Below are 14,905 nucleotides of genomic sequence, written 5' to 3'. Positions count from 1 at the left end.
TGAAGATAGCACATTGTAAATAATATTAATAGTCGATATAAATAAATTTTCGCCCCTCAAATCAGTTTATTACTTTAGAGCATGAAATAAATGTAACTAAAAACATATAAGATTTTGCGTTAAGCAAACAATCCCACTACTGAAAGGTCGAAACATTCAAATCTGATGGGGAAGTTTAGCGATAACGCTCACGGTAAAGCGTGGGCGTTGCTATGCTTTGTCAGATAGGGATTCGACCCCCTCAGTAGCAGAGCATTAGTGACGTTCCACGCTTTGTTATTAAAACCCTAACCGATGATAAAAAAATCAATCTTCCCAGTTTTTGCTTTGATAAGCATAATTTATAGTTTAATTCTATTTTCTTGTGGTAAATCTCCTCTAAAAAGCATTTCTAATCAAGATAGTTTATCTTTTATTCATTCTGTCTATAATGAACAGATTGTATTTGGCGGAACAGTTGCTTTTGAAAATAGCACAGGTCACGATATAGTGGATATCAAAATCAAAGAAGCCACTTTAAAAATAGAATACAAAGATGGTAGTAAGGATGAACTTGATATGATGGTATTAGGTAAAACAACTTGGTTAAAAGATCAAGTTAACCGCATAAAGTTTGCGATAGACCCTTTTAAAAATCACCCTTATATTGATTTAGATAACTTTAAAAGAACTCCAAAATCAGCTACTTTAAAATCGACTTTAACAATCATCACTACTAATGATGAAAAGGAATTTAACTATGAGGTCGATGTTACTTCAAAATGGTCTGATTTTCAAAAAGCTAATGGAATCCAAACTTCTGACGCTATTCCTCTCTACTAATTATTAATTCAATTATCGATGAAAAGAGAAGTTGTATGTCCTAAATGCCAATCGGAACAAATATCATCAAATAAAAGGGGATATACGTCCACCGATCTGCGAGTGTTCGGATATATTGCCAGCGCCAACGAAGCAAACAGAATAGTAATAACCTGTCTCATGTGTGGCAACGCATTTTATCCGGGAAGAGGTGACATCAAAATAACTGATAATAACGGAGCCATAACCTATGAGAAAGCTGAAACTCCATTAATTGTAAAGATACCCCGAAATAAAAGAGTTGATTGGTTTATATTCGGAATAATCTTATTTGTTACTATAATTGTTATTGTGCTTAGCAAGCTTTAGCAAAAGCAAATCGATAATGTGATTAGGCTTTTAGCAATACGTTGATTGTTAACAAGAACTCAATATATTGTCATGATGACACTAATTTTTATTGATTGTAAAGTTATCCGGTAATTTTAGATGCCCTAAGACAAATAATTATCTTAACTGGACATTATCTCACTCTAAGTCAATTTGCGTGTTTAACGCTGCTATTTAGTGCTTTAAACTCAAACAATCGAGAGGTTATACCTTTTATTTAACAAACGCAGATGATTGTAGGCGCTGACGGTGATCCTAAGCTATTACAACATGCTCAAAAATAACAATTAAGGGGACAATTTTACGTGCCCCCTTCATGCTGTTTATTAGTCTGTTTGATTTTTAAGCCAATCAGAAATTTGACTAACACTAAACATCTTCTTACCTCCCAGCTGTACATAAGGCAACCCTTCTGCTACACGCCTGTTCAAGGAAGATCTGCTGAAAACGAACTTTAAGCAAACTTCTTTTGCAGTCAACCAATCTTTTTGCGGACTATCATTTGATGCTAAGATGGTTGCCTGCCTTTCCTGTAAATAACCCAATTCTGCGTCTATGAACTTGATCGGGTCATTTAACAATTGCTCTCGTTCGATAGAGTCAAAAAATGCCCTATCAGTCCTATATTGTTCTTCATCTGGAACCCGTGGTGTTTGAGCTATAATCTTTTTGAACTTCAACAATATCAATATTTTTTTCTCCAATTCTTGATGTTTATTTATGATTCTGCTGATAAACATGATCAAGTCTGTATTCACATAACGTAGTGAAACGTAATTAGTCGTAATCGGAAGGCTGCCCTGAATGTTGACATCTAACAACTCTTCTATAAGTAAATTGAACCTATTTGTTTTCATGCTGGTTTTATTGTTTTATAAGCATCGTTCATTTTCGCTACAGAGCCGAAAAGGTCGTCCATAGTCGATTTTGCATATAATTGTGTTTGGGCCAAATTCCTATGCCCTAATAAATTTTTTAAGTGTACGATGGATGTATCAATTTCAACATGGTTACTTGCAAAAGTATGCCTTGCGCAGTGAAAAGATATGCTTTTCTCAATTCCCGCGATCTCCATCAAATCTTTTAAGGCCTTGTTAATTGTTGGGTTTGCCATAGTAGGCAAAGCGAGCCTTTGCAGATTTTTTGAATTGATTTTTGTATATAACTTAATTATATCTAAGGCCTCCTGGGATAGTGGCACAATCAATTTCCTTTCAGTTTTAATGACTTGTATTTCTAGCCGTGGTTGGTCTTTATCAATCTTAACGTTTTCAACTCTAAGGTTCATAACGTCCGAATACCTTAGTCCGGTGTAGCAACTAAAGAGAAACAGGTCTCTTACAACATATAAATTTGACATATTTGCTGGGATATCGGCGTTTATCAGGAGTTTAACTTCCTCAATCGTTAAATATTCCCGGATACCAAGGGTAGATTTGATCTTGAAGAAACGATACGGGTTTTCTTTGATATAACCATTACTAATAGCTTGGTTAATGATTGACTTAAAGCACTTGTGCTTTACGAACCTACCATTTAAAGAATTAGCCCTTTTCTTAGCAAGGTATTCATCAAATTTGTTTATGAGTAATGGGCTTAGATCGCCGAAGGAAAGCTTCTTGTTGAATCCTTTTAGTATTCCCAACACGGAATTATATGATTTAATGGTATTGGGAGATAGTTTATGTTCCCATAAGCTGACTTGCTGCTCCCAAAAGTCAAATAAATCAAGTTTAGTTTTATTGCTAAAATAGGATTTAGCTACAAGCAGGGTGACAGGTTTACCTAATGCTTGCTCCCCAAGCATAAACGTATCAAAACCATTAACTTTATCACTTAAAAACTTTGCAAGCAACCGTCCATCTTTTGCCGATAACTTAGGCTTACTGTCGTTGAAGTTCCAATCTTTAGGATCGATGTATTTCTTAGATGGAATTTTGGTAACTACTGCTCCAAATCTTAGAAAAAAGTATATCGGGCAGGTACCGTCCGCCCTCGTTTTATCTAAACGAAGGTGTGTTTTAACAGAATATGAGTGTTCCATATTGAATTATTTTTTTTGATTAATATCCAGCGGATATTTGAGATTTTAAAATTTATTTATATTTAAGTTATTGATTATCAATAACTTATTGATATTTAGCAATATCCTCTGTCTTTGCCCTTGGCTTTTAGGTAAAATATGATTGCCGATCTATCACCTGTTCTGATCAGGTCCATAAGGCGAGTTTCAGCATAGCTGACGTAGCTGTCATTAATTTCATCAACTTTTTTTTTAAATGAGGGATCTTTTAAATACTCATAAAACATCGTGCGTCCGATGCCTGCACGCTTACAGGCAATAGTTATGATGCCATAGCATTCTTGCAAGTGAAGAAGTACATCCTTCTTTTTTTGGGCTATCGACTTGTTGTTTTTATTATTCTGATTTGATTCTTTTATCCATTCATTTTTCATTGTTCTTAATTTTTTTGCGTTTTATATCGGACTGTTTTTCCAAGTGTTGCTGATAATGTACTTCTTCTTCGAAAGGTGGTAAACACAAGTCCATGCCGCTGTTATTATAATTCACGATTGTGTATCTGTATCCTGTGCCTATTGCTGATTTGATTATGGGAGTTACTCCGTGCAAGTAAGATTTACCGTCAAATAATAGCACGTAGTTATCTTGACAAGCAAAACCTATATCAAGTTGAGGTAATATCAATTCACCGCCTGCTACACCCCATTTAAGAATCAGCATACATGATATACCATCATCGGTGTTTGCTAAATCAAAATGATATGGTAAAGCAGAATTTTTATTGACAACTCCCCCGGTAAATGGAGTCCCCCTGATCCTATAGGCCTTATCAACTTTTTTTACACCCGAAAAAGTAGTTTTTACTTGATTGACAAATCTCTTTTTGAAGTAACTACGATAATATTTTGATAACTCCCTGGCCGTTTGCTCAAATATTTGGTGGGTCAACACACTTGATCTGCGAAGCCTCGAAATCCAACATTTATTATCCAAGTTTGGTCTTCGGGGTGATGCATTGATATTCACTGTTAATGAACTTATTCCACTTGATCTCACTTGACTTGTGAACTTCATTTGCAAGCAAGCTCGGCGAGCCTCATCAGTATTAAAGTCAACTTTTTTGTAAACCGCAACGATTTTTCCACCGCAAAAAACAATCGCGTCGTTATCAATTATTTCCGTTACATGTTCGGCGGCAGGTTGCATTTTTTTAAGCAAACGAAGCTCTTGAACGCTTAAGTGCTTTGAAATAACTCTAATAGCTTTCATCGTAGAATTTGATCAGATTTGTGACTGCCGCTGCAATTGACGGGGCTTGCATTTGTTTTCTGATCAACTTTAGGCGATCATAAAGCTCTGCGGGAATCGTGGTGGAAAACTTGATAAAATCACTCGTAGTTTCGTTTGGGCGATCGTTAAACTTTGATGTAAAGGGTTTACTTTCTAAGCGAAGGTCGTCTGGCCTTATACCAAAGTCATCTTCCAGATTGAAGTCCTTAAACTCAATACCAAATGTTTCTGGATTCCAAGTAGCTGATTGTTGGTTTAAACTCAGATGTAATGAGCGCTCTTGCTCTGGCGTGCAAACAACCTTGTAACAAGGGATGAGCTTCTGACCCATCTTTCTCCATTGTTCGGCTCTGTGCCAACCATCGATTACATGATTGCTTCTGCCTTCAATAAAAATGCCTCCTAAAAACCCAAATCTGGATAAGGATGTTGCAATGGCTTTTTGTTGATTGTCTACAAGTAAGCGAGAACTGTAATTGGGGCGTACAAGTTCTTTGATGGGGATCTCTATTAGCGCTCCGTTATAGGAGATTTCTTCGAAATCTAACAGTCGGGTCTGTGCGCGGTTTAGTTTTTCTAAATGTAATTTTTTTATTTTTTCCATGCGATTTGCTTTTGCTGAAACAAAGATGAGCCTGTTTCAGCCACTAAGCAATCACAATGATTTTGTGGATTTATCTTTGAATTAACTATCTGTTTTACAATTATTTGCTCCGGTGCCTAATGTTGTCAAAAGATTTTCCTGAATTAATAACATCTGATTTTTTATCAGCTTGTAAATAACGCCTGAGATTTTCGCTTTTATTAGTGCTCCCTTTTTTCTCACCGACTTCAAAGTTGAATACAGCGTCCAGTAAAGCTGCGTAATCAACGACGTTAATACTATTTTTGGGTTCTTCAAGCCAACCTCTTTCTACCAACTTATAGAACAGTGAGATTAGTTGTATTTGTGAACCATTCCACGTAAGTTGGGGCAAATTCAGAATTAGCTTTTTATCGAGCAAGGATTTTAGGACTGAAATAAGTTCTGCCTGAGCCTTTTTCTTTTCTTCTTCAAAAAGGTTTATTTCATTCAATATGTTAGGATCTGTTAATTCTTCATATGATGATAAGCTTCCGTCGATATGTTTAACTGACCAGATTAAAGAGGTGTAAGGATTGAGTTCATTTATAACCCAAATGATCAGTTTATTGTTATTGAATTTCGTTGAGGTACTGAGGAAAGACAAAGTATCTACCAATTCGTCTCCAAGATCTAAAAAATGATCCCTGTATCCAACATGTGTTGACAAATCTAAAATTGATACCTGAGCACCAGTTTCACCAATTTCAAGACTTTCACGTATTTCGTAATGACTATTGTTTAGTGCATCTTTTATCTCTTTTACTAATTTGTATACCTTGTCTTCAGCCTCGCTCAAATTCATCTCTTAATTGTTCAGTTGTTCGACGTGAATTTAAAAAGCATGGTTAAAATATCAAGTTTTTAAAGTGAAAATTTATCTTATCAGGCTGTTTCAATTTCGGCAGGGTATCTTTTGCACATCTCTGCGAATTGAACATAGATTTTCCTTCGTTTCATCATTTTCCTTACAAAAGGTTCTCGTGTAATTAATGCTTGCTTTTCTAATTCAGCAACATATTTTATGATAGTGGTACGTTTAACATTGAGCTTTGCAGCTAAGTAGTCATTAGTAGCGTAACAGTACCCTTGCTTGAATGAAAGGCCGATTATCACAGTAAATAATATCCGTGCCGGTATTGTTAAATTCTGATCGTAGAAGACAGCTGTAGGTGCGACAAGTGTACGGTGATCTCTTTTAAACATTTCATAGGCTGATTTGAATTTTTCTTGACCTTCGGCTTCGTTGAATGCGTTTGATTTTTTCATCTTAATTTTTACTCGAATAAACCTTGATTTGGTTCTGTAAATCGTTTACGCGATATAACTTAGGTCGAGATTACGGTCTTTAGGTAATGTAATTAAGATGATAAAGACCTTCTTTCTTTTTTTCGATTCCAAAAAGAAAGAAGCAAAGAAAAGAAGAGCAATCGCCTTATGTGCGAGAAAAAGTTGAGTTTAGGATTAAGCAAGCAGAAATCAAGTATTCAGAAATCAAAAAAAGTAACTCGCGAAGATTTAAAAAAGATTCAGATGAGTTATTAACTTTTAATTTTGCGTTTTATTGATTTTATCTCACTTGAGAGGCAAGGAAACTTATAAAGCTGACTCTTATGTCAGCTTTATAATATTTTTAAATAGAGCAAATATTTTGTTGCTAAATTTTGCGCTATCATTTCTTTACCGAACAACCGAACAATAAAGGCATACTGTAAATTATTTGCTCAAGTTCGTTTTCCGACGAGAATAATATCGAGTATGAGTTTTTTTGACATTTCATCTTTATTGGCTGTCAAATTTATGCAGGCGGGTAAGTTTCCATGTCGTTGGAATTTTACCCATTTGGTACCCTTAGACTTTGTAGAATTCAGCGGCAAAGGATATTTCTTTAGAAGCATTTCTCTCCATTATTAATGAAGATATCTTGCGTTATCTAAGCCTGTTGCATATAGCAACCCCTATTGGTTAATTATCCAGTCCTTATGCCCACTTTCTCCTCTTTCTTCCGATGTTATTGATGTAATTCCTTTTTTCGATATTGAGACCTCGTAATGAGAATCAATAATACCGGTTTTTTCTGTTATGTAAGGGCTATGAGAAGTAAATATTAATTGCTTTCCTGACTTTTGAAAATAATCTTTAAGATACGACAGAAATTCAATCTGATATCTTTTAGAAAGATTAAGTTCGAACTCTTCAACTAAAATAATTTTTGCTCTTGATGAAAAGATTTTCGTTAGGATGTAGAAGATTTGTTGAATGCCTGTACCAAAATTTTTGACTGGTAAATTCATTGTGCCGGTTTTTAGGAAGACCTCAATATTTTCAGCTAATTTTTTTACAGAAATATCACCTTTGAATGGTAAATTATTAAAATTTTCGTTGGCTTCATCTTGAATATCAAAACCATTTATGAATGCCTGAATATCTTTGAAATAATCATTTTGCTCAAAATCAAGAGATAGTTCATAATACCAGCGTTTTAATGTTTTTGAGTTCAATTCAATGCCACTTTCAAAGCCAAACTTTTCGTCCTGAAAATAGCGGTCACTATCTATTAGCAAAACCATATCATTAAACAATCGCAAGAAATTGTCGAGTTCTGCTTCACTTCTTGCCCCTTTTACTGTAGGGAATAAAATTGTGGATTGTCCGTTGAAAGTTTGAATGGTATTACCGTCAAGTATTACTCGGGTTAGCCCCATCTCAAATGTATCGTAAGTTTTAGGCAAAAATCGCCCTGTAATAATTACAGGTATTTTGTCTTTTACGATATAAAGTGAATTTTCAAGTAGATAAGGAACTGTAGCAACCTCTTCTTTCGTTACGTCAAGCTCAATTTCAAAGTCAATAGTGTCCCCACTATTCCAACCATTCTGAAAGAAATAGAAAGGGTAGTCATAAATCTCACCTCTGTGAAAGTCAGTTGTTTCTATTACAGATCTTCTTGTAATTGTGTCACTACTACCGCTTATGTTCGACTGAGCAAATTGTTCAAATGACTTTTTCTTAAAAACTATTTCAAGAAATTTAAGAATGTTCGACTTACCGCTATTATTATAGCCGTAAAGTAAATTAACACTTTTCAATGTGTTGATTTCAATGTTTATCAGGCTTTTGAAATTGTTAATTTTAACGCTTGAAATAATCATAAAAAGGTTTTAAGTATGTCTGATTGAAGTTTGGTAAAAGTAGCAATATCAATCAATCCAGATAAATGATTATTTAAAATTATTACCTGTATTTTCAATATTGAGTCGAATATACTTCTATTAAACAAAGGATAATCACTGTTTATGATAAGGGTATTGCTAACTATTTTACAAGCGGGAAAAATATCACTTCTATAATCCCATTTTTGGTCCTTTAACACATATGTCTCATCACCAATCTTTAGCATCTTTTCAATTTCAACAACAGGTTGGTATATTGTTATCTCTTTTGCAGTCTTATTTAAGCTAATAGGCGATGACGATACACCTTGTGAACCAGTTTTTACCGTAAATCCCTTTTTTTCGAGGCTTTGAATTTGCTTTTCAATACTGTTGCCAGTAATGCTCTTAAGTGTCTTGACTGATGTATTCTGCTGAACATTAGTGATGTCCTTTTGTAAATCATTTACGGCTTCTATATTAGTTGACCATGTTCTTAGTTTTTCACGAAAAAACTCTTTGAAGTCTTCGAAATCGGGGCTGTAATTGAATTTATCACGAGATGCTGCAATTAAATCATTTAATCCTTCTAATACATTTATTTCGCCCGTTATCCAAGCCAATTTTCCGTATAAACGTCCTTCTAACCCAATACCAAACGTCTCTCGCCCTCCCACACCAACGTTTAAATTTCTAATTTTTAAATACCGAGATTCGACAGGGGTTATAGGATTATAGTTAGTAGCAATAAAATATTTAAATTTTATATTGCCAATTTCTTCAATTTTGCTACTACTATCTAATACAGTCGAACCGTATGACTTTCGTTTTATCTCATTGCCATCTAAATACACATGAAAAGGCAATTGATCTGGATCAAACTGTATTATTTCATCAAAGCGAGGATCTTCATGCTGAACTGGTAAGTCCTCTGATAATTCCCATTCAAGCCTGTCCAAAGCGGAATACTTTAATATTGTATCCCTTCGCCCCTTGATATTATATTCCTCATTAAAGAAGGCCCAAGACAACTTGGTAAATCCTGATAGCACAATTTTAGTGTATTGCCTTGACCTTTCTGTACTGTTAGCTCTGATACCGCCCGAAATAGGAATGTCGCTAACGTCAGACATTCTGTTTTCTGAATCAAAATATCGAGCACAAGGAATATTTGCGTATAGATACTCGGATGAGTTCTTTTTCTTACTTTCAATATAAAAGTTCTGAAAGAAAGGGAAAGTGGATAAAAAGCCAATGCCAAATTTACCCACTTTTGGGCGGGAATAGTGTCCGTGGGCCGAGCTTTCTTTGTTACGTGTACTGCCTGCAATCCTGATATAAAAATCAAAATCATCATCGGTCATACCTACACCATTATCTTCAACAGTGAGAGTTTGGGTATTTAGGTCAATAGATAAATTTACCTCTGAAGATAAGGCATCAAAGCTATTTATGATAAGTTCTTTAATTGACTTAGGAAAGCTGTCATAAGTAGCTCCGCTAAGAGTTTGTACAATCTTCCTATCAACAGTAATCTTTTTAGGCCATATACGTGATGCCATTATTTCGCTACAATTAGTGCCTCTACAGTTGGTGTCCCTTTTTTGCCATCGCGATTTAATGCGTATGAATATCCAATTGTTTTAGTCGTGACATTCTTTCCCATTTTCATCAGCATACTTTCTAAGTGTTCAATAGAAGGGTTCCCTCCCGATTTGTATGATAATATAATGGTTTTATGCATAAAGGTATGGAAAAGTTCTTCAAAGGAAATGTTAATATCAAACTTGTTAAAGTGACCTGCGGTAACTTCAGCCTTGAACCCCTTATTAACAGCCTCATTATTTATCAGTTTGTCCCAGTCTCCATAATTTGCGATGCCTTCCAAAAAGTGGTAGCATCGAAAATAATTTGAGGTCTCATTAGTTCCAGTCAATCCATAATATGGTGGGTCTAAATATACACAATCTGCGTCCGAACGGTCAAGTAAAAACGCTGATTCATTTTTCGCCAAACAGTATTTTCCATTGTCGAAAACTGCATTGTTTATCTGATTTATGAAAGTAACAAGGTGCGCTTCAAAAGATTTTTCCCAAGTTGTTTTGTTTCCGAAGTTACGTTTTACATCGGCAGTTCTGATATAAAGATTCTTTCGATGAAAAAGATTAAATGGGCGTTTAGCCAGGGCTGATTGAAATAAAGCATTAAAAAGAATCGCTTGCTTATATAACAAGTCATCCTCGCTTGATTTTAAGGTATTTATATTTGATATGATGCGGTCAAGCCATTCATTTTCATGATCAAGAAAATATATATCCTGAAAATTATCCTGTATAAATCTTGAAGCATCTGATAATGGATTGTTTTGTAGCACATAGTCAATGTCATCTTGGCTAACCGTAACAGTTTGATTTTGAATTAAAGAGATTCCTATAAGGTAATTGAATTTCATCAAGTCGTTATATACGACTTCTTTACCCATTTTTTTTGCTAAATAGCTAAAACTGGCCGAGCCACCAAATGCATCAAGAACTTGCTTGAAATTTAATTCCTTTATGCATTCATGTATCCAATATAAAATTTTTCTTTTACTTCCTTGATATCTTGTTGTTGGAAATGATTTAAAATTGATAGTACTATTTTCGGTCATCGAAACAAAGATATCCATTTTCCTTGAAGTAACAATTTACTTGTTTTTTACTAAAACAAATATGACTTACCCATCTTGCCCCAGTTTGTTACAATATTATCTGCCGGGTTATTTTAAAGAAACGGTCTTCATTGCTTGAACGTTTTCCTTAATTTCGTAGATGATGATTAATTCTTATGATGACTTAAATCTTTAATTGAGATGTTGGTAAATACTTGTAATTGAATTAGCCTATCACCAATCGGCAATATAAAATATAGAGATTGTGCTGTCGAGGTACTATAATCTTCTATATATAAATGGGAACGCAAACTCTTTTTAAGGAATATATATATGACGCAAAAAAATAAAAAACCGATCTCGCATGGCATCGAGGTTCCTCTTGAAAATATAAGGTATTATGGCGTAGCGCCTATTAAAAGACTGTTAATGTCAGGAATAGGAGCGGGGCTAATTTGGGGATGCATATAGCTATACATGAGATACGAGGTGAACTCTCATTCGAGCGTCGGAAATATTCAAAAAGGCATCGCTATTCTTGTGATGAATGGAATATGATTGGAGGCTCGGAAAATTTAATATTTGAGATAACACTTGATGATGAGGTGTATGAAGTAAAGTCACCAGCTACTACTTTTTATACCCAAGGAGACAATACATTCGGCTAATGTGCTGCAGGGCGCCGGATATTTTATTGCAACAGTTGATACTGATGGTTATGACAACTCTTTCATAGAATAAATATCAGAGGTCATCGGCCTTATCTTGTCTTAATAACTTTCCGTAAGATTTGCCTGTTTGAGATAGCTGATAAGAAACCTTTCCATCTTCATTTATTAATATTTCATAAAATGGATGAAAGGTCTGATTGAAATATCTACTAATGTTGTTTTTGTTTTTAGTCAATTTGTACTCGCTTTTTCTTATCAAATGAGAAATCTCAGTTGTTGTGTAAGATTTTAAGGTATTGTCATATAGAGTTTGAATAATTATGTTTTCCAAACTTTTTCTTCGCATAAACTTGGGTAATTTCTTTGCATAATTAACGAACCCCCCCTGTAATTCGTTTCGATATATATGTTCAAAGGTTTCGAGGAACTCTCTCAGGGTCGATTCATTTTTTAATATTCCGTTTGAATATTTATTTTTGATAATATTTAGCCCCATTTTGAATTGTTGCTCGTCTTTTTTTTGAAATTTATCAAAAGAATTAACTACATCACTTCGATTCCTTAATAGATTTCTTTGAAAACGAATTTGCTCATTAGACTCTATGTAAACGACTTTTACATTCAAGGAACCTCTGTATCTCTCTAAGAATTCATCAACTTCTATTGGCGAACGAAAACCAGTTATTGCAATTGGAATGTGTTTAAACCCTCGAATATGATTTAGTATCTGATCCGTCACTATTGATGGATTGCTCTTTAGTGCGGATGCCGCAAAATCACCAATCGAGACTGATGAGTTTATACCATGACTTTCATAATAACTTAGGTACATGAAATCGCTGGCTTCAAAGTGGTAATAATTATACTTACTTTGAAGGAAGGAAGATAATGTAGTTTTGCCCGCACATGAAGGTCCACATATAACAAATACAACCGGCTCAAATAATTCTAATTGTTGATGAGGTAAGTCACTTTTTAGATAACCATTTGCTTTAAGAAAAACATACATCTCCCTGAAAGCCTTTGATCGAAAATCATATTTATCCGCCTTGTCGATAGGCAATTTGCTCATAGGAACGTTTTCACCTGCGGGTACGAACCATTTATTGAACGTGAAATTGTTAAGCCAAGGATACAAGGGCTGTGTTTTAAGCTCAATTTCTTTTGCAATTATTTCTCCGTCTGAGAAACTCGTGAATGTAATGAATGTGGTCCCAAATTTTTCTTGTAAGTTCTTATCCAGCACTAACATGACATCTGATCTCACAGTGACATTGCGGTTGTTCCCCGCGTTTTTAAGCATTTTGTCTACTTGATCAAAGTCATTCTCCCTCATCCAATACTTAATATCAACACCTGGATACTCTGCTTTGTCGCTTAATGCGTGAATAATTACAGATGTATCCTCGATAAAAAAGAGCTTTTCCTCTGCGTTAGCGGTATTTTTTTTAAATCTAATCTTTGCATCTTCTACACTTCGCTTTATTAGCTCTTCCCGATCATTTATTCTCGGTTCTATATACGCTATACCATAGTTTCTCTTTTTCGAAATCTTGACAGGATAATCTCTTGATAAATATTTTGCATGCGCAATTTTTTCTTTACTGGATGTAAGAAATATCAATTCAAGCATTTTCGATTGTTAAAAGCCTTCCTAAATTATTCGTAAATGTATTTAAGAAATTCCAATTGCGCAGATTTTGGCTTGATTGAACAATCACAGACGAAATATCTTTCCCCCAAAAGAAAAGCCCGGGACCAAGACTGCTCATCCCCACCATTGACGCGCCATTTTCATACAATACTTTTTCGGCATTTTGGAGTTCGTTGAAATATAAATCACGCTCAGATTTTTTCCATTCGCAATGTTGGATTGCCTTCACTCCTTTTTCAAAAAGTTTTATGTCATTTTCTTTTATTCCCGCCAATACTCCATATACAACGTGATACAACGTCTCATAAACAGTCACTTCTTTTAACTTGGTATTCTTTGAGAAAAATTGGTTTTCAGTATCCGTCATCGGAATAGGGTGAATCGGATAACAAATACCAATACTCCATTTGGGAATATTTCCTTCCGAAATTAATAATGTTTGTATTGGGTTACTTTCTTTGTTAGATGATGGTAGAAGCTTTTGTCCCCAATTTTTATGTCCAATATCGAAGACGTAGCCACCTTTAAAATATGTCCGAATGCCAATTCCAGATGTTCCACCGCGGCCAGACATTTGAACAAGTTCGTCTCTGTTAAAAACATATTCATTTATGATGAGCAGACCTTCAATGCATGCTAATCTAATGATAGTACCAGAACCAAAGCCTGAATGGGTTGGAAGAGAACCAGTAATTACAACATTAACATTTAAATTTAAACTTAGCTTTTGCCTTATCGCCTCCAGCTTGATTTTTAGGCGAGAGCGTTGTAAATCATCCATAGGCACACTTCTATTATCAGTTATGTCAAAGGTCTTTGACTCCAAAATTTTTATCTCAATAAATGGTTCATTAATTGAAAAGCCTATACCGCCATTAATCCTCAGCCCTACATCATTCATTCCTATCAAAGTGACGTGAATGCGAGGATATGCCTTGATCGTTATTACTTTACTGCCACTCATTGTTAAAATAATCTAAGTATGTTTTTGCAAAAGGACTTGATGAATCTACGTGTATTGACGGAGTGTTTTTACTCGATACCCCTGGAAAAATTGGCCCTAAGATGCAGTCGTCATCAGCTAAAAAAATACTATGATAGGGCTCGTGTTGGAAATATTTGAACTGAAAATTAGGATACTGTCCAGCAATCGCTTCAAATTTTGTTTTGATTATGGAAAACTGGGCTTGTTGATTGGTATGTAAAAAAATTTGATCCGGTAAAAGAATCTTAACAACAACTCCTTTACTTAAAGCGCTGAGAAGCACTTTGTTCCGCGGTTGACTACTGTTCGAATCAGCAAAATCATTTATCAAACGTGTTGCTGTAGAGCCTAAAACAATTATTTCCTTTTTGGAATTGATGATTAAAGACTCATATAACTCTCTATTGTCACGGTCTGGCCTAATATCTCTAATCTTCAACCTTTCATACTTATCAATTTTGGCGTACTCATACCAACTGAAAAAAAATTGAACGGTTGCTAACGCAAATCCGGTCGCAAGTCCAGAAATCAAGCTGCTGATTTGTGGATTTGTAATCTTAAAAAAAATACCAAATAAACACAGCGTGATCGCTATTAAGATAATGCCAATAAACTTTGACAGATTTAGCTTAAAATAATTATTATGAATGCTCATTGTGAAAGGTTT

Annotated in this window: 14 protein-coding genes; 1 reads left to right on the top strand and 13 read right to left on the bottom strand. The window is 34.8% G+C overall.

The window, feature by feature from the left end; all coding sequences use genetic code 11:
* Positions 1-294: 294 nt before the first annotated feature.
* Positions 295-822, top strand: coding sequence for a hypothetical protein (locus J3L18_RS22485; RefSeq protein ID WP_129567851.1), 528 nt, complete (start codon positions 295-297; stop codon positions 820-822).
* Positions 823-1,517: 695 nt separating this feature from the next.
* On the opposite strand, the gene J3L18_RS22480 is transcribed toward J3L18_RS22485, so the two are convergent.
* The 13 genes from J3L18_RS22480 to J3L18_RS22420 all read right to left on the bottom strand — a co-directional run bounded on the left by J3L18_RS22480 (position 1,518) and on the right by J3L18_RS22420 (position 14,893).
* The gene (locus J3L18_RS22480) at positions 1,518-2,048 is read right to left on the bottom strand and encodes a helix-turn-helix transcriptional regulator (protein WP_129567850.1); all 531 of its coding nucleotides are present in this window, start codon (positions 2,046-2,048) and stop codon (positions 1,518-1,520) included.
* Positions 2,045-3,235 (bottom strand): site-specific integrase, encoded by a 1,191-nt coding sequence (locus J3L18_RS22475; RefSeq protein WP_129567849.1) that lies wholly within the window; start codon positions 3,233-3,235, stop codon positions 2,045-2,047. Before J3L18_RS22475 ends, J3L18_RS22480 begins: the two co-directional genes overlap by 4 nt.
* Before the next feature lie 95 nt (positions 3,236-3,330).
* Positions 3,331-3,648, bottom strand: coding sequence for a hypothetical protein (locus J3L18_RS22470; RefSeq protein ID WP_129567848.1), 318 nt, complete (start codon positions 3,646-3,648; stop codon positions 3,331-3,333).
* On the bottom strand, positions 3,638-4,483 hold the full coding sequence (locus J3L18_RS22465; RefSeq protein WP_129567847.1) for a hypothetical protein: 846 nt from the start codon (positions 4,481-4,483) through the stop codon (positions 3,638-3,640). Before J3L18_RS22465 ends, J3L18_RS22470 begins: the two co-directional genes overlap by 11 nt.
* Positions 4,470-5,108 carry a ParB N-terminal domain-containing protein gene (locus J3L18_RS22460; protein WP_129567846.1) on the bottom strand — a complete coding sequence of 213 codons (639 nt, stop codon included), beginning with the start codon at positions 5,106-5,108 and terminating at the stop codon, positions 4,470-4,472. The genes J3L18_RS22465 and J3L18_RS22460 overlap by 14 nt, the downstream gene beginning before the upstream one ends.
* Positions 5,109-5,208: 100 nt before the next feature.
* The gene (locus J3L18_RS22455; protein WP_129567845.1) at positions 5,209-5,931 is read right to left on the bottom strand and encodes a hypothetical protein; all 723 of its coding nucleotides are present in this window, start codon (positions 5,929-5,931) and stop codon (positions 5,209-5,211) included.
* An 80-nt stretch (positions 5,932-6,011) separates the two neighbouring features.
* Positions 6,012-6,395 (bottom strand): helix-turn-helix domain-containing protein, encoded by a 384-nt coding sequence (locus tag J3L18_RS22450; RefSeq protein WP_129567844.1) that lies wholly within the window; start codon positions 6,393-6,395, stop codon positions 6,012-6,014.
* 689 nt (positions 6,396-7,084) lie between these two features.
* The gene (locus J3L18_RS22445; protein WP_129567843.1) at positions 7,085-8,278 is read right to left on the bottom strand and encodes an AAA family ATPase; all 1,194 of its coding nucleotides are present in this window, start codon (positions 8,276-8,278) and stop codon (positions 7,085-7,087) included.
* Complete coding sequence (locus tag J3L18_RS22440) at positions 8,275-9,840, bottom strand: ATP-binding protein (RefSeq protein WP_129567842.1); 1,566 nt, start codon at positions 9,838-9,840, stop codon at positions 8,275-8,277. Before J3L18_RS22440 ends, J3L18_RS22445 begins: the two co-directional genes overlap by 4 nt.
* Positions 9,840-10,946: a DNA adenine methylase gene (locus tag J3L18_RS22435; protein WP_129567841.1), complete on the bottom strand. Its 1,107-nt coding sequence runs from the start codon at positions 10,944-10,946 to the stop codon at positions 9,840-9,842. Before J3L18_RS22435 ends, J3L18_RS22440 begins: the two co-directional genes overlap by 1 nt.
* Before the next feature lie 726 nt (positions 10,947-11,672).
* Positions 11,673-13,232, bottom strand: a complete 1,560-nt coding sequence (locus tag J3L18_RS22430) for a non-canonical purine NTP pyrophosphatase (RefSeq protein WP_129567840.1) — start codon at positions 13,230-13,232, stop codon at positions 11,673-11,675.
* Complete coding sequence (locus J3L18_RS22425; protein WP_129567839.1) at positions 13,225-14,217, bottom strand: beta-ribofuranosylaminobenzene 5'-phosphate synthase family protein; 993 nt, start codon at positions 14,215-14,217, stop codon at positions 13,225-13,227. The genes J3L18_RS22430 and J3L18_RS22425 overlap by 8 nt, the downstream gene beginning before the upstream one ends.
* Positions 14,204-14,893, bottom strand: a complete 690-nt coding sequence (locus tag J3L18_RS22420; RefSeq protein WP_129567838.1) for a hypothetical protein — start codon at positions 14,891-14,893, stop codon at positions 14,204-14,206. The genes J3L18_RS22425 and J3L18_RS22420 overlap by 14 nt, the downstream gene beginning before the upstream one ends.
* Between the last annotated feature and the right edge of the window lie 12 nt (positions 14,894-14,905).

It is taken from the genome of Mucilaginibacter gossypii, from assembly GCF_017569325.2.
Classification (GTDB): Bacteria; Bacteroidota; Bacteroidia; order Sphingobacteriales; family Sphingobacteriaceae; genus Mucilaginibacter; species Mucilaginibacter gossypii.
Note: the sequence above shows the minus strand (reverse complement) of the source record. Positions and strands in the feature narration are given on the sequence as shown.